Source organism: Methylomonas sp. EFPC3, from assembly GCF_029643245.1.
Lineage (GTDB): Bacteria > Pseudomonadota > Gammaproteobacteria > Methylococcales > Methylomonadaceae > Methylomonas > Methylomonas koyamae_B.
The window spans coordinates 2,956,318-2,979,367 of the sequence record NZ_CP116398.1; the positions used below are offsets into that span (position 1 = coordinate 2,956,318).

Below are 23,050 nucleotides of genomic sequence, written 5' to 3' on the forward strand. Positions count from 1 at the left end.
ATAGATGCAGGGATTCTAAAGTATAATGCCTCGACTTTTATGACTTTTTGAGGACAACTCATGCTCGACGCCACCTGGTTCAGCGAAGCGCAAGAGCCGTCAGGCTCCGCCTTTTCATTAAAAATCAAACGCAAATTGCACGAAGAGCAGTCGGAGTTTCAGTTTCTGGAAATCTACGAGACCGAACAATTCGGCAATTTGATGGTGATTGACGGTTGCACCATGGTTTCGACCCGGGACAATTTCTTCTACCACGAGATGATGAGTCACCCGGTATTGTTTACCCACCCTGCCCCCAAAAACGTACTGATCATCGGCGGCGGCGACTGCGGTACGCTCCGCGAAGTGCTGAAACATCCAGGCGTCGAAAAAGCCGTGCAGATCGACATCGACGAACGCGTCACCCGCTTGTCCGAAATTTATTTCCCGGAATTGTGCGAATCCAACCACGATCCACGGGCCGAGCTCAAATTCATCGACGGCATCAAATGGGTGAAGGATGCAGCGCCTAACAGCGTGGACATCATTATCGTCGACAGTACCGATCCGGTAGGACCGGCGGCGGGCTTGTTCTGCGCCGACTTTTACAAGGACTGCTTCAGAGCCTTGACCGAAAACGGCATCGTCGTCCAACAAAGCGAATCGGCTTTGCTGCACATGCACATCCTGCGGGAAATGCGCGACGAGATGCGGGCGGGCGGTTTTAACCATTACCAGACCGTGTTTTTCCCGCAATGCATCTATCCATCCGGCTGGTGGAGCGCAACCATGGCCGGCAAGAACGCCTTCGCCGCGTTCCGCGAACAGGATGCAATCAACAAAGGTTTCGACACTGTGTACTACAACAGCGATATCCACAAAGCCAGTCTGGCGATGCCGGAGTTTTTTCAAAAAGGCTTTTGCATAAGGCCTTGGGTTGTGGCCGCGGAACAGCCCTGCGGCAACAGCCGATTTAAAAGCTCGCGGCTTGCGAGCAATCGGCCTATCTGCGACACTGGTCGCCGTATCAGCAGATCACGAATATTGACCATGCAAAACCGTTTTTGGCCGGCCTCCGCTACCCGCTGCAACCGATTGGGCCAAGCATGGAATTTTCGCCAATCAACGTTACCGGCCGCGGCGCCACCCCGCCGAATCAGGCAATGACCGCCCCTCCCGATCCCACACTAAACGCATTTTCGAATACGCTGACCGGCAACCCCACCCAAACCGGCCGCGACGGCGCCGATTTGCAGCCTTACTTGGTGGTGCTGTCCGGCAGAGACCAAGGCAAACAATTCCCGCTGGCTGCCACCCGGCACGTTCTGGGCCGCGAGCTTAGCGCAGATATCGCGATCGCCGACCCGAAAATATCGCGCCGCCATTGCCTGCTTTCGCTAGACGGCAGACAGGTGCATCTGGAAGACCTTAACTCCACCAACGGCACCTTCGTCAACAACCGACGCATTACCCGCCATCTCGTGCAACTACTGGATCGAATCCGCATCGGCGACACTTACCTGAAAATCGATTACAAGTTACCGAACGAAGCGCTGTCGGAACAGGCGCTTTACGAAGCGGCCAACATCGATTCGATGACCCAGGTCTTGAACCGAAACGCTTTTATTTCCCGGGCCCAGCAGGAGTTTTCGTACTGCAAACGCAACCGGAGCCGGTTGACGGTGATGATGTGCGACGCCGACCACTTCAAACTGACCAACGACAACTACGGCCATCTGGCCGGGGATCAGGTTCTACGCGATCTGGCGAAGATCCTGCAAGCGGAAATGCGCCGCGAAGATCTGCTAGCACGTTACGGCGGCGAGGAATTCATTATGCTCCTGCGGGAAATTTCCGCCGAAGCCGCGGTTGCGCTGGCGGAACGCATTCGAGTAACCGTGCTGCAACACTGCTTCCGCTACCAGAATTTCACGATCCCATCGACGCTGTCTATTGGCCTGTGTACCCGCCGGATCGATGGCACTATGGCGCTGGACGACATCATCCGCACCGCCGACGACGCCTTGTATCTCGCCAAAAAAAACGGCCGTAACCGGGTGGAAATCGGCCCGTGACCCGCAACCAGTCCGCCCCTGCCTGAGCCGGCACCGCTCACTCCTTCAAAAAACGGCTTCGATCAGCCGCCGCAACCCGGCCAAACCGCCGCTCTTGAGGTTTGCAATTGTGCCCGGCATGGGTTAGTGTCTGAACGCCAATGTGTTCGGCATTCTACTGCTATGCTTATAGATGCTAACCGGAATCATCATTGCAACACCATGGGAGATACTACAATGAAAAAAAACAAATTTGTCATCACCTGCCTCCTGACCGGCATGTTGCTGGCGCCGGCGGTCAATGCCGACGGCCATCAAAGCTACTTGTCCGGTTTCACCAGCAAAGTCAGCCAGGGCTTTTTTAATATGGCCGGCGGCATCCTCGAATTACCCAAAAATATCGTCAACATCAGCAGCGAACAAAACATCCTGCTGGGGATGAGTTGGGGTTTACTGCGCGGCGTAGCCCATACGGTTGACCGTACCTTGATCGGTGCGGTGGAATTTATCAGCGCCCCTATCCCTAGCGACGAGTTTATTTCCCCGGCTTACCCTTGGGAGCGGTTTAGCGAGGATACCCGCTACTTCGGTCTGCATTTGCCCGGCTACTGGACCCATTACGGTCCTCTGGACGACGGCGAATAAGCTAAGCGCTAAGAGTTTAAGGAGAATACAACCATGAAAAAACAATACATATATCTGCCTGCCGCGGCCATCGCCTTAACGCTGAGCGCTTGCAGCACGCCCAAGCAAGACACTTCCGCCCTGAAAGCCGAAATCGATGCGGCCATGGCCGGTCACTACGGCCAATCCATATTGCACGAGGAATTGGCGGAAGAAAACCTGGAAACCGCCAACGAGATTCTGGAGCACTGGGAAAAGGGCTACTACTGGAATATCGACGAGAAACAAGCCGCGTTGGAAGCCGCTCATGCCGCAGCCCAGCATCGGTTGGAGTCCGAAAAAGAAATGTGTGCGTGGCTGACAGAGGTGCATTCACATAACCACCATCACGTGGAAACCATTCATGAAACCGTGGCCTATTTCAAAACCGGTAGCCACGTGCCGTTCAAAACCAAGGAAGACACCATCAGCCATATCGGCCACTTTTTACACGACCACCCCGATGCCACAGCGACTGTCACCGCATCTACCGACACCGTGGGTAAACCGGCCGCTAACCAAGCGTTATCGGAAAGAAGGGCCAAAACCGTTAGCGAAATGTTGATTAGCAATGGCGCCAGAGCCACGCAATTGATCGTCAAAGCGATCGGCGAAGCGGGCGGCCCCGATAACACGGCGGACCAAAAGCACCGCGTCGCCGTGGTTATTTCCGCGCATCCTGATTATATCGACTGCCCTAAACTGAAATAACCAGCCAACCCGGCCCCGCCGTGTGGCACGGCGGGGCTGAATCTCGTCAAAACTCATCAGCCTGTTTTTTCTGTCGCTCGGCACTGTCGAACACCTGCCTTTCCGCCTGTTTGGCCTGCTGCAAAGCTTCGGCGGCGTTTTGTTGCGACCTGCCATTGGCCGATATGGTGTCCGAGGTCGATTCCGACTGCGGACCACTGCAAGCCGCCAGACAAGCGCCCAAATACAACACCGGCAACCTGGACTTCATTCGGCCGATTCCCGATCGAGGCGCGGCCGGCTCAACACCTGTTGCATCGCTTGCTCGACCGCGGTTTCCACTGCAGCGACCATCTGCAAATAGTGCTCTTCGCTGACATTAATGCCTTTATCGATGGTATTGCGCACATAACACGGCGGCAATTTATTCAGTGCCAGACAAGCGACATCCTCTTGAAACGCCTGCCGGAAAGGCTCGTTAGATTGCTCGGCGAGTTTCCACAAGCGGTCGATGACCAACCGCTCATAGTAATTATTGATGTTCAGCATAATGGCCTCGTGGTCGGATGATCGGTAGCGGGATAAGCATAGCCGAGAATCCGCCGCCACGAAGCCGGCCGGGCCGCAACCGTCGACGCGGCTGGGCCGGCGCCGCCAGGTTACGCTAGCAAGGCCGGCCGTTTCCGGCCAAGTCCCAGCAGCCCGGCCAGAGCGGTTCCCATCAACCAGACGCTAGCCGGCAAAGGTACCGCAGTCAATTGAAAATTCACGGGGAACGTGACCAACGTAGTCGTTGCCGAGCCGGAACCACTGCTCAATAACACACTACCAGCCCCCGGCAATTCGGTCTGCCCGCTGATGGTATCCGAAGCCGAGGCGGCAACCGCGGCGGAGAAATTCAATACATCGCCGTTATTGACGATCACTCCGACCGATAACACACCCTGTTTGCTGTCGGAAGTCAAACCCGGTTGCCAATAATTGCCCAAGTTTAGCGACTGCGCGGCGCGGGACTGGTGGTTTTGGGAGCCGGACACGTTGGTCAGATCGAAACTGACGCTGGCACTGGCCGCGTTCGTACCGTAACAGTAGTAATCGTAGCAATTGTTGCCGTTGATCTCGGCGCTGAGCGAATAATTCGCCGACAGCATCAGAAAACCGCTGCCGGATATCGTGAAATTGGCGCTGCGTTGCGCCGAAGCCGAGCCGCTACCTTGGCTACTGCCGCCTACACCGGCACCGAACACATTCCCCGAAGTGGAGGTATCGCTGCTCCAACGCAGCCAATCGCTGGTGTTGGAATTGGAATTACCGCCCAGTCCGCTCAGCGTGTAAGTCGGCGCGACGTCGCCCAAACCCACGGCCTTGATCGTAAGCGAACTCCAGTCGATCAATGCGGTAGCGTGGGTCGGCGAACTCCAGGCCGCACCGGCATTCATCGCCATTGCCAAACCGCCGAAAATTGCCAAAGAAGTTTTTGTTATGGTTCTCATAAATGACTAATCCTGTTCCATGTAAGTATTTTGAAAGCAAGCGAGCCACGATTTTCTCGTAGACTCAGTTGCCATAACGGCGATCCAAGCTTGAAAAGACCTTAAAAACCGGAGCACTTAGACCGCGCGCAATTGTCATGGCGCCAATGGAGAAATACTAGCCTGCGTGCTAAGCCGCCATAATTCGATGGCAGAGTGCGGGAATTTCGGGATCAACTGTAACAACAGAATTTAGCGGCCTTGGCCTCATTCGGCGCGCAAGGCATCCAACGGATTCAATCGCGCCGCTTTTATCGCCGGCGCCACTCCGGCTGCGGCGCCGATCGCCAACGACACTACAAACGCCAGCGCGATGTAGTTCCAGGCCAGTTGCACCGGCAAAGCCGGCACCAGCAAGGCCACGAGTTTGACGGCACCTATGCCCAAGGCCACGCCGCCCGCACCGCCGGCCAGACTCAGCAGCACCGCTTCCGAAAGGAACAAGCGGAACACTGCAGCGCGTTCGGCACCTATCGCCCGCAACAAGCCGATCTCCGATACTCGCTCCGAAACGGCAATGGTCATGATCGTCAAGATCCCGACCGAGCCGACCAACAACGAGATTCCGCCCAAGGCCGCCACCGCCAGAGTCAGCACGCTCAACACCGAATCCATTTTTTCCAGCATCTGGTTCTGGGTCACGATCGTAAAATCCTCCGCACCGTGCCGAGCCAACATCCGTTGCCTGACAGCCTGCTCGACTCGCTCGACGCTGGCGTCCGCGCGATACAGCACGTCGATTTCCATCAGCCCCTGGCGATCGAACATCTCCATCGCTCTGGCGCTCGGAATGAACACCGTATCGTCCAGATCGAAGCCGAGCATCTGGCCCTTGCTGCGCATCACGCCAATCACCCGAAATCGATCGCTGCCGATACGGATGCGCTGCCCCAACGGGCTGGTGCCGCCGAACAACTCCTGCCGCACCTTGCTGCCGAGAACGGCGAACGGTCTGGCGTTGTCGGCACCTTCATCGGGTAAAAAACGGCCGATATCGACGCCAATTCGCCACACCTGCGGCAATGCCGCACCGACGCCGAACACATTGCTGCGCCGTTGTTTATCGCCGGCTTCGATCCTGGCATTGCCCTGTACCAGCGGCATCGCCGCCAACACGGATTCGACCTCGCTCAAACTTTCGGCATCGGCCGCCGTCAGGGGTCTCACCGTACTGATGGTGGCGCCGGATAAACCGAAGGTGGTGGTCTTGCCGGGATAAACCGCCAATAAATGGGTGCCGAACTGGGTGAACTCGCCTAAGACGAAGCCGTGGACGCCGCGGCCGATCGAGGTCAAGATCACCACCGCGGCAATACCGATGATCAGCCCCAATGCCGTCAACAACGAGCGCTGCCTGTGGCTGCTGATGCTGCCGAGCGCGAGTTTGAACAAATCCTGCCAGGCCATCGCTCAGCGCCTACTCAATGCCGCAACCGGCTCCAGGGCCGCCGCTTTGCGGGCCGGCATAACGCCGAACACCAGCCCCGTTACCAGCGCTACCGCCAGTGCCGCCAACATGGCCCACGCCGGCAAGGCCACCGGAAAGTTCGGAAACCACCATTGCAGTGCCGCGAGGCCGACCCTTCCCAGCAAAACGCCGCACAACGCCCCAGCCAACGACAGTAATGCGGCCTCGCACAGGAACCAGCGCAATAGTTGACCGCGGGTCGCGCCCAAGGCCTTCAGCAAGCCGATTTCGGCGGTGCGCTGACTGACGCTGACCAGCATCACGTTCATGACCAACACGCCGGCCACCGCCAAGCTGACTGCGGCAATCCCGGCCACGGTCAAGGTCAACGCCGTCAGGATTTTGTCGAAGGTATTGACCACGCTGTCCTGGGTGATGATGGTCACGTCGTCTTCTCCTTCGTGGCGCAATTTGATGATCGCTCGCACCTCGTCGACCGCTTTATGCATTGCCGCTTCGGTGTGCGCTTCGATCAATATCCGAAACAGTGAATGACTGTCGAATAAGGCCTGCGCCGATGCCACCGGCACAATCACCAATTCGTCGAATCCGGTGCCTATCGACTGGCCTTCCTTGGCCAACACGCCGACGACCCGGAAGCGACGGTCGTTGATGCGCAGCCATTCCCCCACGGCCTTACGCCGGGCAAATAACTCGTCGGCGATTTTTTTGCCGATCACGCAAACCGGCATTTCCTTATCCGCTTCGGCCTCCGGCAAAAATACGCCTTGGGCCATCGTCAAATGCCTTACCCGCAACAAAGAATGGGTCGAACCCATGATATTGGATTCCCGTTCCAATCCCGCCACCGACACCGGCGCCGCACCGATGCTGACCGGCGCGATCGCGGCAACTTGCCGGCTGCGGAACAAGGCCGCGGCGTCGTCCAGCGTCAAATCGCGCGGCGTTTCGCCGAACAGCGGCGGGTGGCCGCCGGTGGTCTCGTTGCGGCCGGGCAGTACGATCACCAGATGCGTACCCAACGATTCGAACTCATGCACCACATAACGCCGGGCGCTGTCACCCAACGCGGTCAGTACGTTGACCGACGCTACGCCGATACTCATCGCCAGAATAATCAGTACGGCGCGCATCGGTTGGGTGCGGATGGCTTTGACAGCCTGAATCAGTAAATCTCGTTGCAGCATGGCTTTTGCCGATACGGTGTTGGCGACAGTGTACCTCAAGCCGGATTTGCCGCATGTCGCAAAACGCCAGCAGATTGCCGCGGAGAACGGCTGACGACTTGGCCTGGCAAAGACGCCCGCTGGGGCCGGAATGGCAGACTGGTCTGATCCGCAATCGCAGCCAACCTTTGGTTGCAACCTTCAACATCTGTTCGAAAAAACCCTGCTGGAGATTATTAAATCTCCCTGCAAAAATAATTTGATCGGCGACAGATAAACCGGCAAGCCGAGTAATTTTTTATGGTATAAAAATTTGCTGTCACAATTCGCAATAAAATTACCGAAAACCACGCCAAATAACACAGTTTAATAAGGGCCGATATTATGCTGGAAGCTGCCATAAAAACTACCGGACAATATAAAATCGATCAACAAGATTTACCGGCGCAACAGTTGTCGGACCAATTACGACAATCTTTACCTGACGCACTCGGTAGTGGCCATTCGGTAGTGTTCCCACTCGACACGGATTTGAGCTTTATCGAAACCCGCTACCGGCCAAACCGGGACTTGGCCGTCTCGACCCGGATCGAGCGGCAGGAGCCGCGTCTGGTGGTAACACTAGGCATGCGGGGCTGCTCGCGTTTCGTCGAGCGCGACGGCACCGCGATCGTTTTCAACGAGGGCTATACCTCGATTACCGCTTTTAATGCCAGTGACGGGGAACGCCAATACCAGGCCGAATGCGAAATGTGGCAATTGCGTTTTTCGCTGAGCAAAACCTGGCTGGACCAATATCTCGGAGAAAACGCTTCAGCAGCTTTATTTAAAAACGGCAGTATTAATTTATTAAGCCAGAAGCCTATTTCCAGCACGGCGCTAATCGCAGCCGAACAATTAGTTTCCTGCAACGTTTCGGCCCCGTTAAAACGCATGTTCATGCACGGTCAAGCGATGTCGATATTAGCCTCCGAATTAAATCCTCTCTGGCAAAACAGCATTCATCATCGGTCGGGCTTTACCGAAAAAGACCGGGCCATGGCTTATGCGGCCCGCACAATTTTAATTCAGGAATTTCGCTCGCCGCCTTCGGTCGCGCAATTAGCCAAACGCGTCGGTACCAATCCATTTAAATTAAAGAAACTATTCCACCATTATTTCGAGAACACACCTTACGGAATAGTTCTGAACACTAGGATGCATAGCGCCTACCGCATCTTGGAAGCCGGCACCTGCCAAATCGATGTGGCCGCGGAGTTGGTCGGATATAATCACGCCAGTAACTTCAGCGCCGCCTTCAGCAAATATTTTGGAATCTCGCCCCGCCATATTGCCAAACGCCAGACCGCCGCATCCGGTTGAGCCCGTCCCGTTTAAGCCGGACGCGACGGCGTGAAGAATCCTTTACCGTCGCCGAACAGCAAGTCCGGAATTCGCCGGGGCTTGTTGGACATGGTATTGGCTTGCCTGTTGTTTTCTCTGATGAACGCCAGCGTTTATGCCATCCGCGTCTTCGACGCCACGCTGCCGGCCGGCGTGATCAGCTTTTTCCGGATTCTGGCCAATTTGCTGATCCTGCTGCTTCCGGCTTTGATCCGGGGTCGAACCAGGGCGCTACTCGGCGACGGCCGGCCCTCGCTGTGGTTACGCGGCTTATTCGGCGCTGCGGCATTAATGTTGTCGTTCGCCGCAATCGTGCGCATCGGCCCCGGCGAAAGCGCATTTTTAACCGCCAGTAGCGGTGTATTTGTCGCATTGCTCGGGCCGCTGGTGCTCGGCCAGCGCAACTCCTTACGAGTCTGGCTGGCGATTATCGGCGCATTTACCGGAGTGTCTTTGCTGTTCGATATGCACGACAGCCACAATCTACTCGGCCAATCCATGGCCTTGTTATCCGGCCTCCTCTCTGCCCTGGCGTTTCTGATGGTGGCCAGGGCCGGTCGCAGCAACGCGCCGCAGACGGTGATTTTCTATTTTTGCCTGGTCGCACTGCCGCTGCACGCAGTCTACTTTGCGACGTTCGGCGCCGAGCTGCCGCGGGACTACCAGTCTTGGGGCTTATTGGGATTGGTCGGCGTATTCGGCAGCGGCGCCCAACATTTCATGACCCGCGCCTATCAGCGGGCGCCCGCCGCCCTGGTCAGTTCGGTCGGTTATTTGGCACCGGTTTTGAGTCTGGCCTGGGCCGTGACCCTGTTCGGCCAAATTCCGGCCCAAAGCGCTTTGCTCGGCGCAGCGCTAATCGCCGTATTCGGCGTATTGCTGCCTTTTCTGCGTTGATTCCGGGCTAATCGGCCAAGCGGCCGTCGACAATTTTCAACCGGCGTCCGGCACGCCCGCCGATTTGCTGATCGTGGGTAATCACCATCAGCGTCACTCCCTGCCGATTCAACTCTTCCAACAAATTGATGATGTCCTGGCCGGCCTTGCTATCCAGATTGCCGGTCGGCTCGTCCGCCAACAAAATCGGCGGCCGCATGATCATGGCCCGGGCGATCGCAATACGCTGCAATTGACCGCCGGACAACTGATTGGGACGATGCTCGGCTCGATCGCTCAGGTTAACCTCGGCGAGCGCCTGCTGCACCTGCTCGCGGCGGCGCTTGGGGTCTATTCCGGCCAGAATCAGCGGCATTTCGATGTTCTCGGCCGCAGTCAGGCGCGGAATCAAATGAAAGAACTGGAATACGAAACCGATATTATCGCGCCGAGTGTGAGCCAACTCGGTGTCGCTCTGGCAGGTGACGTCGCGGCCGTTAAGCCAATATCGGCCGGCAGAGGGTTGGTCCAGCAAGGCGATGATGTTCAGCAGCGTCGATTTACCGGAACCGGACGGCCCCATCACCGAAATGTATTCGCCGGCCTTAACAGCCAGATCGATACCATTCAGCGCATGCACGGTCTGCTCGCCGACCTGGAACCGGCGTTCGATGCCGCTGAGCCGGATCATGGTTTGGCCCGCACCGTCACGCCTGCCGTTACGTCTTCCTTGCCCACCGACAATACCACCCGGTCGCCGGCCCGCAGTCCGCTCAGCACCTCAGTGTAATTCCAATTGATCAACCCTGGCTCGAAGCGCTGTTCGCGCAATACGTTGTCGGCACCGACCAGCAACACGCGATTGCCTTCCAGAATGGCTTCGGCCGGCAACCGGAGCGCCTTTTCCTTACCGGCCAGCAACACTTCGATATCGGCACTGTAGCCGGGCAACAATTCGGCCAAGTCTTTCGGGTCGCGCAAGGTCACTTCCACTTCCACGGTCCGCGCCTGCTTTTCTTTTTCCAACACGTACGGTGCAACTCGCGTGACGATGCCGGAGCAACGTTTATCCGGAAACGCATCGAGCGAAACGCAAGCCGGCATACCGGTTTTGATCCGGGCCACGTCGACTTCGTCGATCGGCGCCGATACGGTCAGGCAACTGACATCGAGCAAATCGATCGGCGGCAGCGTCGGAATGCCGGGCGGCGAAGGTGTCACGAATTCGCCCAACTCGGCATTGACTTCCGCAACCGTGCCGTCGAAAGGCGCCTTGACCAAGGTACGTTGCACCGCGGCTTCGGCAACGCCCAATTGCGCTTCGGCGACTTCGATATTCCGCAACGCAGCCCCGCATGCCGCGCGCTGCGATTTGCCGCCGGTCTGCGACTTATCGACCTGCTCTTCCGACACGACGTTATTGCGCTGTCGCAACTTAGTCATCCGCGCCGCCTCGCGCTCGGCACCTCCGGCTAACTGACAAGTCTGTTCGGCACTGGCCCGGCTGGCCGCGATTTGCGCCTTTTGCAATGCGACCTGGGCTTTCAAATCCCGATTCCAGACTTCCAGCAAAACCTGACCCTGGCCAACCTTGGCGCCCTCCTTGACATGCAATGCGGCGACTTGACCACCGGTGGCAGGCGCCAAATAGGCGCGACGACAGGCTTTGACGGTGCCGACCCGGGTATTCGAGACGCTAGCCCTGACTTCGCCTTCCGCCAGCGTATAGGTCTCGACTTCCAGTAGCGGCGGGCGGCGGGCGTAGATAAACGCGATACCGGCCGACAACAGGGCGGCGAGAATTATCAGGTTTCTTTTAGTCATACTCGGCGTGATCCAATCGGCTTTGGCAGCTAGCCTACCTTGTCGCGGCGGGATTTTCAAAAGGCGCCGACAACAGCCGACGAATTCGCGGAACCGAGCCTAGCGCGGCGCCGAATCCGCTGCCCGCAGCGTGAACGAGATTCGGGTTTCCTGACCGGCCAATTCCAGAAAGCGGTTGAATTCGGCCAATTTCTCGACCGGCACGTCCGCCCTCGGCATTTGCAGATCGGTATACGCGGTTACGCTATTGCCCTCCTGGCGGTAATAGCGATGCAGCGCGCCCCAGGGCGACAGATAATCGGCTTTCGGCCCGACATTGCCGACGCTTCTCCCGGCCGGCAACTGGTAACGGATTTCGCTCCGGTAATGAATGCCGTTAAAGGCGTACGGATAATACTTATTTCGGGACTTGACGTCTTTCACCAACGAATTCAACCAGGGTTCAACGTCACGGTAGATTTTGAGCAAGGCTGGATCGAATACATTCCGATATTCGGCGCTCGACGCCAGCGTGACGCCGGAATCGACCGCCTCCAATCCTTGCGCACTGAACTCGGGCTTGGCCTTGTCGCCCATCACCGACCGGTAATCTTCATGCAGCCAGCGCTCGCGCTCTTCCCGCGGTTTCGCCGACAACGAACGCCGTAATTCCGCAGCCCAGTGCGTGTCGTAGGTCCGGGCCAGGCTTTCCTGCACACTGCCGTCACCGATCAACCGGTTATCGGCCTTGGTTTGCTCCACCCAGGTAAACGGTTCGCTGCCGAGTTTATGCGGAGCGACCGCGTCGCGGCCGACTGCCAACGCGACGCTCCCCTGCAAGGCGTAGGGCAGATGACCGCCGCCGGTATCGGGATCGGTCAGGTCCACGCAAATCTCGCCGGCCTGCACCGATTTCACGCAGGCCAACATGTGGTTGAAATACACGCCGCTCGGCAACAGCAGTTTGGTTAGCGACATGCGCCCGGTAGAGGCCAACACCGGATAGGCATCCAGCCCGGCATGACGCGCCAAGTCAACGAACAGCATGGTCTTATCCTTGCAATCGCCGAAGCGGCGCTCCAGCGTCGCTGAAGTCGGCCTGGGAATGACACTGCCGTTGCCGCGCTCCAAGCCGACGTAACGGATTTCGCGCGAGACGAATCCACTCAATCGGCTCACGATTTGCCTTACATCGCTGGCGTCGCCGCGGAGCTGCATCGCCAACTCTTCGATTTTGGCGCCCTGGCTCAACGCCGGTGCGGCAAGCTTGTCCATACTCGCGGCAACCGCCGCCCAACTGGCGGGCTCAGCCAACACTAAAACCGGCAAGACGTCGAAAGCCGACGGCATCTGGTTGTCGACCGGAACCGGCGCGGCCGCTTCCGTACTGGTACAGACCATTTCCTGCGGCCCTTCGCGACAAGTCAGTTTGGGGTAATCGGTTTGCCAGGCCGGCTTCTGCGCCGGGCCGTCCCAGCGGACTTCAGCGCGGAAACGTTCCAACGGATAAAAATTGGCCGGAAACAAGTTGCGCGCCCAAGCCATCGCCAACTTGTTGCGATCCGATACGATCTTGTAGCGCAGTACCGCAATGCTGCCCGGCCTGAGCTGGGCAAACGGCACCGTCACATATACGGTATCGGTGAAAATATTGTAGACATTCTGGTTATTGACTTGCAGCGTGCTCGGGTCGATTTCGGTAATCGCACCATCCGGTTGCACCACGTAGGCTGCTTCGATTTCGGCCCGTTGGTGATTGGCATCCAGCCAGAAACCGTTGTTGCCGTCGCTCTCTATACCTTTTGCCGTCAGATACAATTGGGCGACGCTGACGGTTTCCTCTACCCGACGGTCGCGGCTGAGATAAAGCCGGTGAGTTTCATCGACGGCCACACTGCCGTAACCGAGCTGTTTTAATGCTTCGATCCGCTCCGGCTGCGGCGCCAGACTGGCATACTCCAAACGCTGGCCTGCCGGCGCCCAGCGCACTAAATTCGGCGCGTAGCCGGCCAATATCAAATCGCGGCCCGTGTCCGCCGCGTAGCCTGCGCTGTGCAACAGGCATCCAATCAGCATCCATACTATTTTCATGACTTCTTCCCACCCACGGCCAACCGAAAACTCTCGACCAATTGCATCGCACTCGCATTCGGCTGTTGCCCGCCGTGGCCGACCACTTCGAACACTTTTTCGGGGGTCAGCACCGTCGCTACCAGCAATGGCGAATCCCGCGACGGCACCGGCCCCTTGTAGCTGTATCGGGCCAACGACATCGGAAAACTTTGGCCGTCATCCGCAAAGCGCCGCGTCTCCTGCACCTCGTAATCGTTCCAAGTGGCCGCCACCAACGCCTGGCGCTGGTCGACGAAGCCGTCCAGGGTTTGCTGCTGGCTGGGGCTGATGCGCACCACAACCCATTCGCCGGTCACTCGATTGACCAATTCGAGATCGGTGTCGGGATACAAAGTCCCTCGTTCGACCACGCGCCACTGCCGATCCGGTATCGTCAAGACATAGTCTGCGGCCGGTCCGGACACCAGCTGCTCGGCGGCCAAGGCCGGCGCCTTGAAATAAGCGAACTCGGCTTTGCTGCCCAGCAGACCCAGCGCGATAAGCGGAATACCGGCCAAAAGCAAACTACGCTGCCGCCAGGTGTATCGATCGAGCGGAGCGCGCCATTTCGCCGGCTGCGCGACGCGCAAGCGGTTCATCCAAGCATTCAAGATCAACCACGGCAATGCCGCCAGGATGCAACCGAGTAAGAATAAAAACTGCGGCATGGCGAAATTGCCGAGTGTCGCCGCAACTAACATCAATGCCAGAACGGCCGGCGAAAACTTGAAAACCATTCCGCGCTTTTGCGCCAAGCGTTTAACTTGCGCGGCCATTTGGTAAAACACATTGAAGTTGTAAAGAGGAACCAGCATCTGCCAAGCACAGCGGCGCGGATTGAGGCGGGAGCCGCCCAAAGCGCACATGTCGCTGGCAATGCGGTACATCAAAAACGGCGCATATAGCATCGCGCTAAACACCATCAATAATAAAATGCGCCAGTTGGGTTGCGGAGGGTAGAGTAACGGCAGAGTATTGTCTGGGGGCAGCACCGGTGCCGGATTTGCTTCGGCGACGGCTTCGAATTCGGGAAAACCGTGGGCGGCCCGCCACCAACGGCGATGACGTTGATGGCCCTGCCAAAACAACGGCAAAGCCACCAGCACTGCAAGCCCAATGACTGCGCAGCTCCCGAACATGACGTTGGCGTCGGCCTTGCGGTAGCCATCGTACGCCACCCAGCACATGAACACCGCCACAGCCAAAAACAGGTTACCGCCCAAAAACCAGAATCCGCCCCGATAGTGTTTTACCCCGGCATATCCGCAATACCAAGCGATAAGGCCAAATCCGGCCGGAGTGATGTATTGCAGAAGATCCCCGCCGCCGGGCGACAGGCTGACTCCTATAGAGGCCCAAGCCGTCAACGCCAGGTAGAGTAAGCTTTGCGCATATAAACCGTATTGGTGCTTGCCGCGAAAGTGTTCGTCCATGTCGGTTCCGAAATCAATAGTGTCTGTTCGACCGTTGGCAAATCAAACCCAGCAAGACAAATGGCCTGCAGAGCAACTGAGCGCCAACTCTAAAACGAAACGCGCTATTTGACAAACCAAACCGCGTGACGGGCGGGACGCCGATATCTATCGGCCCGATCAGACTCTGCCTTAGCGATTGGCGAGTGCGTCTTCGCGCCAAGCCGGCAGGTAACTGGGAAACAATGAAATTTTGCGGATATCGGCAACCGGGAAGACCAACGCGCGGCCCGCCCGGTCAAGCCTTATTTAGATTTAGTCGTAATTCGGAGCGAAATTGGCATTATTTCTTTTGCGACGCCTTAGTCAACCACTCGGAGAACTTACCGAAAATATAATGACTGCCGCGCAGGGAAAGATGATCGTCATCGTAAAAGTAAGACACGCCGTCTTCCAAGCCCGCTCCGCACGACGATTCGTCGCACAAATATTCGTAGGCCGGGAAAATCTTGATCCTGTTTTCGGTCGCGGCATTAATCGAGCCGACCGCATGCCGGTAGTTAGTGTTTCTCTGGTCGAAAGATTTACGTGGTACGTTGCAATCCGGCCGCTCTTTGTCGGTAATTTTTATCGGCCGGTCTTCAACGCAACTTCTGGCTTCGACGCCTATTTCCGGAACGTCCTCGACGAAAATTACCTGTTTGCCGAATTTCAGAATCTCGTTAATCGACGCCACATAACCGGAAATAAAACGGTTGTAATTTTCCGGCAGCAAGTCGTTCGGGTCTTTGATGATGCGGTAGGTATTTTTCTTCTCGATATCGCCGTAACCGGAGCCATCGACATACATTGCCCCTCTGGTGGCAAACACCACTTGCTGGATCGACGGAAAATCTCTGAGCACTTTCATCACAATCGGCATCACGACTCTGCAGCGCGAGGCCTTATCCGAGAACTCTTCGTACGGATTGATAGCAACTAAATCGGCAAAGGGCAAACAGCCGTTTACCGCCACCAACGCCAAATCGTTGGCCCCCTTCGATATCGAGTCGTAAACGAATTGCGCCGCGTGGCTGTCGCCGACGACCAAGGTTTTTGGGGTCGAAGTCGTAAAACGACAAATCAGATACTCGTAACTGGCGCCCAATTCCGCTTTGCAGATGTCGTCGACCCAATCATCCGGCGTGTTAAACAACACCGTGCCTTTGACGTCTGCAAATAACGTGGTCTTACTGGGGGCGTCGGCTTGGCGAAACTCGAAACCGTCTTTCAAGTAAGAGAAGTAACCGATATTGCCGATGATCAACATCATCGCTATTAGAACGACCGTTTTGGATTTATTACCCTTGCCGAAACGAATCGGCTGCTCGACCAAGCGGTATGTCAACCATGCCAACAGCACGGACAGCGCCACCGCGACCAAACGGATATTGACACTGGGTACTTCCGTTTCCAAAACTCGCGCAAACGACAGCAAAGGCCAATGCCACAAATAAAGCGGAAAACTGATCACGCCGACCCAAACCGCCAGACGGTTGGACAAAACAATCCGGTTAAACCAGGCTTGCGGCCCGGCCGAGATGATCAAAACCGCACCCAGCATCGGAATCACCGCCCATTTGCCGGGAAAGTAAAAGTTGCGGTTGATGATGGAAAATCCGTAAATCAGCAAAAACAAACCGATAAACGAGAGAACGTTGGCCAGGGTCTTGCCGTCCGCTTCGTGCGTCTCGCGATACACCACGCTCGCCAACCAGCCATCGAGTTTGGCCCGGAAAGGGGCATAAGCGCCTTTCCGGTACAGCGCGAGCCAGGCCAACATACTGCCGCACAACAACTCCCAAAAACGGGTTTGCGGCGAATAGAAAGTGGCTACGCTGTCGAAGCGTATTCCCCGCATATTCAGATAAAAGGACGCCAGCGCGACCAGTACAGTGACGGTCAAAATATTGAAATTCCGCCGCCAAGCCAGCCAAATCAGGAAGGGCCAAACGATATAAAACTGCTCCTCTATCCCCAAGCTCCACAAATGCAGCAACGGTTTGGCTTCCGCCGAATAATCGAAATAACCGTCTTCGCCCCACAACACAAAGTTGGAGACAAAGCCGGCTCCGGCGGCGATATGCTTGCCCAACTCTTTGTATTCGTCAGCAAACAGCGCAAACCAGCCGAACGCATAACTGGCGGCCAACACCAGAATCAGCGACGGAAAGATGCGCTTGACCCGACGGGCGTAGAATTCGCCGAAACTGAAGGTACCTTTCTCCAGATTCTGAAAAATGATGCTGGAAATCAAATAGCCGGAAATGACGAAGAAAATGTCGACGCCGATAAACCCGCCTTTCAAACCGTTGGGAAAGGCGTGGAACACCACGACCGAAAGCACGGCAACGGCGCGCAAGCCGTCGATATCGGGGCGGTACTTGATGTGTAGCAGGTGGGGATTGGCAGATGTCATGAAATCTCGTCTCGCTAAGCCAGGCTCGGATTCGTCCTTAGCCTGCTAGCGAGGCGGCTGTGGGCGGCATGGTTCCTGGAAATTGTTGGTCATTCCAACTGTAAGTTTCCGGTCAGCCCCTCTATCCGGCGGCCAAGTTTTGAAGAGTAGGCTAAACCGCTGCCTCAAACCTCTTTGCCGCCAAACCACTCCCTTGGAGAACGGTTATCGGATTGCTACAGTACCCGGTTGGGCAACGGCATCGCCAGAACGGCGAAAAGGCGGCATTCCCAATCAGGTTGCGCGATCATAGCACCGTTTTCCGGATAAACTCTGTGAAATTTGCGTGATTAATTGCGCTGAATCACGTTCCGAAACAAGCCAAACAGATTTCGATTCGCTATTTATCAAGCAAATCAAACGGTAACGCAAGCCGGCGAAATCCGTGACCGACAAGATTTTTTTCGTTTCGGCCGGCCGGAAAGCCGGATAGGCCAAATCGGAAATCGGTTACAACTCCAAACTGCGCTCCAGATTGGTTTGCAATGCCGCCAAAAAAGCCTCGGTGGTTAAATATTGCGAATCGTCGACCGCGTCGCCATGTATGCATACCGCCAAATCTTTGGTCATCAGCCCGGACTCGACGGTATCGACGCAGACCTTTTCCAGCGTGTGGCAAAAATCGATCAGTTGAGCGTTGCCGTCCAGTTTGCCGCGAAAGGCCAGGCCGCGGGTCCAGGCGAAGATCGACGCGATCGGATTGGTCGAAGTCTGCTTGCCCTGCTGGTGCATCCGGTAATGGCGAGTAACGGTGCCGTGTGCGGCTTCGGCCTCCATGATCATACCGTCCGGCGTTACCAGCGTCGAAGTCATCAACCCCAGCGAACCGAAACCTTGGGCGACGGTATCCGATTGCACGTCGCCGTCGTAATTTTTACAGGCCCAGACGAAAGCGCCGTTCCATTTCAAGGCCGACGCGACCATGTCGTCGATCAATTTGTGCTCGTAAACAATACCTTTGGCGGCGAATTGGGCTTTGTATTCGGTTTGGTAAATGTCTTCGAAGATGTCCTTGAAGCGGCCGTCGTATTTTTTCAGGATGGTGTTTTTGGTGGACAGGTATAACGGCCAGCCCCGGTCCAGCGCGACGTTGAAACAGCTACGGGCGAAGCCGGCGATCGATTCGTCGGTGTTGTACATCGCCAGCGCCACACCGTCGCCGGCGAAATGGTAGACCTCGTAGCTTTGTTCAGGGCCGCCGTCGTCCGGTTTAAAACTGATCGTCAATTTGCCTTTGCCCTTGGTGACAAAATCGGTGGCGCGGTATTGGTCGCCGAAGGCATGCCGGCCGATACAAATCGGCTGGGTCCAGTTCGGCACCAGCCGCGGCACGTTTTTGCAGATGATAGGTTCGCGAAATACGGTACCGTCCAGGATGTTGCGAATCGTGCCGTTCGGCGATTTGTACATTTTTTTCAAACCAAACTCTTCGACACGGGCTTCGTCCGGCGTAATCGTCGCGCATTTGATGCCGACGCCGTGTTTTTTAATCGCGTTGGCGGCATCGATTGTCACCTGGTCGTCGGTGGCGTCACGGTGCTCGATACCCAAATCGTAATATTCGATCGGCAATTCCAGATAAGGCAGGATCAGTTTGTCCTTGATGAAACGCCAGATAATCCTGGTCATCTCGTCGCCGTCGATTTCCACTACCGGATTATTCACCTTTATTTTCTGCATACCCTGCTCCTGACGCATTACTAATCGAGCTTGCAGTATAACGCCGTCTCTCCGAATCGGCGCCTGACAAGTCCACAGTTAATCGTCGAAGTCAATTGTCAATTGGTCTATACTGGCTCGGCCGCGTCGGCTGACCATTGTGCAAGGCTTTGTAATATTGGGCTTTTTGCAAGTTAACTAGTTAACAAGCGGACTCGGCTAATCCCGATAATAATAAAAAAATCTTTCTCGAGGAGGTATCAATGGCCGGTCCGGATTTAGATTACGAAGCCATCATCATAGGCAGCGGCTTCGGCGGCTCCATCAGTTTTTGCCGCTTGGCGCAGAAATGGGGCAGCAAGGTCTTGCTGTTAGAACGCGGACGGCGCTACCCGATGGCGTCTTTCGCCCGCTCGCCGAAACAAATTGCCGACAGCTTCTGGAGCATCGACGGCAACGCGGTGAAGCGGCCCAAGCACATTCAGGATAAGAAGTTGCGGGGGCTGTTCGACATCCGCAACTACAAAAAAATGGATGCGGTGATTTCGGCCGGCCTGGGCGGCGGCTCGCTGATTTATGCCAACGTGTTTTTGGAGCCACCGGCCCAAGTCTTCGAACAAGGCTGGCCCGCGGCGATAAACCAAGACACGCTAAAGCCCTACTATCAGGTGGCCAAGCAAGTGCTTGGCGCGCGGCCGGTACCGTCCTGGCAATCCGATCCGCGCCGCCAAATCGTCCGCACCGAACTGTTTCAGGAATTCGCCGCCCACGACAACCGCACCAGTAAGCTGGCCGACATTTGCGTATTTTTCGGCAACGATTACAGCTACAACGGCCGGGAGCAACCACTGGCCATCGGCCTCCAGGAGAAAAACCGCTACGGCGCCACTCAAACCTCCTGCACCTACTGCGGCGAGTGCGATATCGGCTGCAACACCCATTCCAAGAACACACTGGACCTGAACTACCTCTACGCCGGCGAACACCACCACGGCGGCCAGATCCAGACCGACCGCCAAGCCGAGAAAATCGTCCCGCTCGGTGCCGACGGCCGCGACGACCCGCAAGCGGGCGGCGAACACGGCTATCGGGTTGAGTTCCGCGATCTGGAAGCAGACACATTGCAAAGCGTTACCGCGCGGCGCGTGGTCGTATCGGCCGGCACCTTCGGCACCAACGAGCTATTGCTGCGCTGCCGCGACGTATTCGGCACGTTGCCGAAATTAAGCGCGCAACTGGGCCGCTGGTTTTCCGGCAACGGCGATTTTCTGTCGTTCGCAATCGAAGGCAAAAAGGACGCCGATCCGAACTATGGCCCGGTGATAACCCAATACACCGACTACCACCTGTTCGACCGTTTCCAGCGCAACCGGGCCTTCATAATGGAAGACGCCTCTTACCCGGCCACATTGGCTTGGTATATCGAAGGCGCCTTCCCGACCAGTCTGTTGCGTAAACTGGTCCGTGCGGCGAAGGCATTCATTGCCTGGCTGAAAAAATATCTGGTCAACGGTATCTGGAACGGCTCACTGGGCTTTTCGCTGCACGAAATCCTGAAAGACGACTTGTCTTCGAAAAGCGGCGTGCTGCTCTGCATGGGATTGGATAACGGCGACGGCACCCTGACCCTGAACCAAGAAGGCCGCATCGACCTGGACTGGCCGCAAGACACCAGCATGGGCCTGTATCAGGCCATTCTCGACACCGGCAAACGCTTTAACGCCTTTATCAAAGGCAAGCTGTTTTTGCCATTGCCGACTTGGGAGTTGCCGGTCAAACACAACGTAACGGTGCATCCGTTGGGCGGCTGTATCCTGGCCGACTCGGCGGAGAAAGGCGTAGTCTCCGCCGCCCCGCTCAGCCGGGGCCAGGCCTTCGGTTACCAAGGCCTATACGTAGCCGACGGCTCCATCCTGCCAAGCGCAGTCGGCGCCAATCCGATCGCCACCATTTCCGCTACTGCCGAGTGGATTGCCGAAGGCATCACCGGCATCTCACCCGACGCCAGCCTGGGCGTGTAGCCCCATCGCCAGAGGACACAGACATGACTGACTCCACCGCAAAAACTTCGTTCGAATTCACCGAAGAAATGAAAGGCTACCTCAGCCCCGGCCAAACTGCATTTCAAGACGGTTACGACCAAGGCAAGACCGACGGCCATTACTTCATGTTTCATCTGACCATCCAGAGCGATGATCTGGATACGTTTTTGGATAACGATCGCCACCAGGCCGCCGCTATCGGCTGGGTGGAAGGCGATCTGGTCGGCGGCCGTCGCACTGTCGACCAGGGCGTGTTCAACCTGTTCGTCGACAGTGCCGACGCCAACCGCAAACAAATGCTGTACCGGCTGTTTTTCACCGACAGCAACGGCCAAAAGCTGACGCTGAGCGGCGCCAAACAAATCCAGGACAATGTCGGGCCGGATCTGTGGGCCGACACCACGACCTTGTTCACCAACCTGTTCAAAGGCCACGTCGAAGCCGACCAGAAAGCCAAAGCCAAGGTCTACGCCACCGGTATCCTGCACATCGAGATCATGGACTTCGCCAAACAATTGACCACGATCCGCGCCAGCGGCGATACCTTAGCCGACCGGCTGCACGCCGTGGAACGCTTCGGCGGCTTTTTCCTCGGCGCCTTGTGGGAAGTCTATAAACCGGCGCTGACGCCGAAAATGGGCGCCTTCGTCCGCGAAATTCCGTTGTATACGCTGGAAGGCGTCAAGGATGCCGAAGTCTCGACCCACCCGTTCACCACCGCCGACCGACTGGGCTTGAGCCTGTTGCGCTTCAAGCGGGCGCCGAGCAAAGACGTGGTGGTTCTGGTTCCGGGCCTGACTGCCGCCAGCGACATGTTCATCATGCCGGAACATTACAACCTGACCAGCTATCTGCTGGATCAGGGCTTTACCGACGTCTGGACCCTGGACGGCCGAATCAGCAACCGCTACTCGTACAACCTGCAACGCCACCGCTACAACGTCGACGATCTGGCCTTGTACGACATGCCGGCGGCGATCTCGACCGTGCGCCAAGCCGTCGGTCCGGATGCGCGGATCCATGTGATCAGCCATTGCTTCGGTGCGTTGGCGTTCAGTATGAGCCTGTTCGGCAAAGCCGTCACCGGCATTCGCAGCCTGATCGCCAACGGCGTATCGCTGACGCCGTGCGTGCCGCTACCGGCCAAGATCAAACTGTACTTGGGGCCGTTGGCCGCCGATTACATTTTGGGCGTGGATTATCTGAATCCGCATTGGCGGCGCGACCCCGGCTTCGGCGCCGGCAAATTGCTGGCGATGGCGATCTCGGCCTTCCACCACGAATGCGATTCGCCGGAATGCCACATGCTGAGTTTCATGTGGGGCTGGGGTTTTCCGGTACTGTACAAACACGAGAATCTGCACGACGTCACCCACCGCCGCTGCGGCGACCTGTTCGGCGGCAGCTCAGTCAATTACTACCGCCACGTGTTGAAGATGGTCAACGCCGGCAACACCGCCGTCAAGTATCTGCCCAACGAACCGCGCTACCGCAGCCTGCCGGACAACTATCTGGCCGACGCCGCCGACATCCAGACCCCGTGCCTGCTGGTCGCCGGCCAGGACAACGCTCTGTTCCGCGACTCCAACATCGTCTGCCACCAGCGCCTGGAAAAAATCGTACCGGGCCGCCACGAGCTGGCCGTGATCCCGGACTACGGCCATGCCGACGTCATCATGGGTAAGAACGCCGCGCAAGACGTGTTTCCGCGCTTCGTGGAATTTTTGAACAAACACCGGAATTGAGGCATACG

18 protein-coding genes and 1 pseudogene are annotated in these 23,050 nt (G+C 56.9%); 8 read left to right on the plus strand and 11 right to left on the minus strand.

Annotated elements, in window-relative coordinates:
* Positions 1-60: 60 nt before the first annotated feature.
* The 4 genes and pseudogenes from speE to PL263_RS13280 all read left to right on the plus strand — a co-directional run.
* Positions 61-888, plus strand: a pseudogene (gene speE, locus PL263_RS13265) (polyamine aminopropyltransferase); the annotation flags it as partial.
* Between the two features lie 254 nt (positions 889-1,142).
* Complete coding sequence (locus PL263_RS13270; protein WP_278209804.1) at positions 1,143-2,054, plus strand: GGDEF domain-containing protein; 912 nt, start codon at positions 1,143-1,145, stop codon at positions 2,052-2,054.
* A 216-nt stretch (positions 2,055-2,270) separates the two neighbouring features.
* Positions 2,271-2,678 (plus strand): exosortase system-associated protein, TIGR04073 family, encoded by a 408-nt coding sequence (locus tag PL263_RS13275; protein WP_140914099.1) that lies wholly within the window; start codon positions 2,271-2,273, stop codon positions 2,676-2,678.
* Positions 2,679-2,711: 33 nt separating this feature from the next.
* A complete protein-coding gene (locus PL263_RS13280) occupies positions 2,712-3,407 on the plus strand; it encodes an OmpA family protein (RefSeq protein ID WP_140914100.1) in 696 nt (231 codons plus the stop codon).
* 46 nt (positions 3,408-3,453) lie between these two features.
* Here the strand turns inward: PL263_RS13280 and PL263_RS13285 are convergent, their stop codons facing one another.
* The 5 genes from PL263_RS13285 to PL263_RS13305 all read right to left on the minus strand — a co-directional run bounded on the left by PL263_RS13285 (position 3,454) and on the right by PL263_RS13305 (position 7,534).
* Positions 3,454-3,657 (minus strand): hypothetical protein, encoded by a 204-nt coding sequence (locus tag PL263_RS13285; protein ID WP_278209805.1) that lies wholly within the window; start codon positions 3,655-3,657, stop codon positions 3,454-3,456.
* A complete protein-coding gene (locus PL263_RS13290) occupies positions 3,654-3,935 on the minus strand; it encodes a late competence development ComFB family protein (protein WP_278209806.1) in 282 nt (93 codons plus the stop codon). Before PL263_RS13290 ends, PL263_RS13285 begins: the two co-directional genes overlap by 4 nt.
* Positions 3,936-4,045: 110 nt before the next feature.
* Complete coding sequence (locus PL263_RS13295; RefSeq protein ID WP_278209807.1) at positions 4,046-4,879, minus strand: VPLPA-CTERM sorting domain-containing protein; 834 nt, start codon at positions 4,877-4,879, stop codon at positions 4,046-4,048.
* A 246-nt stretch (positions 4,880-5,125) separates the two neighbouring features.
* Entirely contained in the window at positions 5,126-6,325 is a 1,200-nt protein-coding gene (locus PL263_RS13300) for an ABC transporter permease (RefSeq protein ID WP_278209808.1), read from the minus strand.
* Between the two features lie 3 nt (positions 6,326-6,328).
* The gene (locus tag PL263_RS13305; protein ID WP_278209809.1) at positions 6,329-7,534 is read right to left on the minus strand and encodes an ABC transporter permease; all 1,206 of its coding nucleotides are present in this window, start codon (positions 7,532-7,534) and stop codon (positions 6,329-6,331) included.
* A 363-nt stretch (positions 7,535-7,897) separates the two neighbouring features.
* Here PL263_RS13305 and PL263_RS13310 point away from each other — a divergent pair, with 363 nt between their 5' ends.
* Both PL263_RS13310 and PL263_RS13315 read left to right on the plus strand, forming a co-directional pair.
* Positions 7,898-8,875 (plus strand): AraC family transcriptional regulator, encoded by a 978-nt coding sequence (locus tag PL263_RS13310; RefSeq protein WP_278209810.1) that lies wholly within the window; start codon positions 7,898-7,900, stop codon positions 8,873-8,875.
* 30 nt (positions 8,876-8,905) lie between these two features.
* Positions 8,906-9,793 (plus strand): DMT family transporter, encoded by an 888-nt coding sequence (locus tag PL263_RS13315; RefSeq protein WP_278209811.1) that lies wholly within the window; start codon positions 8,906-8,908, stop codon positions 9,791-9,793.
* A gap of 7 nt (positions 9,794-9,800) precedes the next feature.
* On the opposite strand, the gene PL263_RS13320 is transcribed toward PL263_RS13315, so the two are convergent.
* The 6 genes from PL263_RS13320 to PL263_RS13345 all read right to left on the minus strand — a co-directional run bounded on the left by PL263_RS13320 (position 9,801) and on the right by PL263_RS13345 (position 19,276).
* A complete protein-coding gene (locus PL263_RS13320) occupies positions 9,801-10,463 on the minus strand; it encodes an ABC transporter ATP-binding protein (protein ID WP_278209812.1) in 663 nt (220 codons plus the stop codon).
* Positions 10,460-11,596, minus strand: coding sequence for an efflux RND transporter periplasmic adaptor subunit (locus PL263_RS13325; RefSeq protein WP_278209813.1), 1,137 nt, complete (start codon positions 11,594-11,596; stop codon positions 10,460-10,462). Before PL263_RS13325 ends, PL263_RS13320 begins: the two co-directional genes overlap by 4 nt.
* 99 nt (positions 11,597-11,695) lie before the next feature.
* Positions 11,696-13,666 (minus strand): DUF3857 domain-containing protein, encoded by a 1,971-nt coding sequence (locus PL263_RS13330; protein WP_278209814.1) that lies wholly within the window; start codon positions 13,664-13,666, stop codon positions 11,696-11,698.
* Entirely contained in the window at positions 13,663-15,120 is a 1,458-nt protein-coding gene (locus PL263_RS13335) for a hypothetical protein (protein ID WP_278209815.1), read from the minus strand. Before PL263_RS13335 ends, PL263_RS13330 begins: the two co-directional genes overlap by 4 nt.
* A 322-nt stretch (positions 15,121-15,442) precedes the next feature.
* On the minus strand, positions 15,443-17,557 hold the full coding sequence (locus PL263_RS13340; protein ID WP_278209816.1) for an acyltransferase family protein: 2,115 nt from the start codon (positions 17,555-17,557) through the stop codon (positions 15,443-15,445).
* A 489-nt stretch (positions 17,558-18,046) separates the two neighbouring features.
* A complete protein-coding gene (locus PL263_RS13345; protein WP_278209817.1) occupies positions 18,047-19,276 on the minus strand; it encodes an NADP-dependent isocitrate dehydrogenase in 1,230 nt (409 codons plus the stop codon).
* A gap of 242 nt (positions 19,277-19,518) precedes the next feature.
* Between PL263_RS13345 and PL263_RS13350 the strand changes: the two genes are divergently transcribed.
* Together PL263_RS13350 and PL263_RS13355 are read left to right on the plus strand one after the other, a co-directional pair.
* Entirely contained in the window at positions 19,519-21,276 is a 1,758-nt protein-coding gene (locus PL263_RS13350) for a GMC oxidoreductase (RefSeq protein ID WP_278209818.1), read from the plus strand.
* A gap of 23 nt (positions 21,277-21,299) precedes the next feature.
* Complete coding sequence (locus PL263_RS13355; protein WP_278209819.1) at positions 21,300-23,042, plus strand: alpha/beta fold hydrolase; 1,743 nt, start codon at positions 21,300-21,302, stop codon at positions 23,040-23,042.
* The last annotated feature ends 8 nt before the right edge of the window (positions 23,043-23,050 follow it).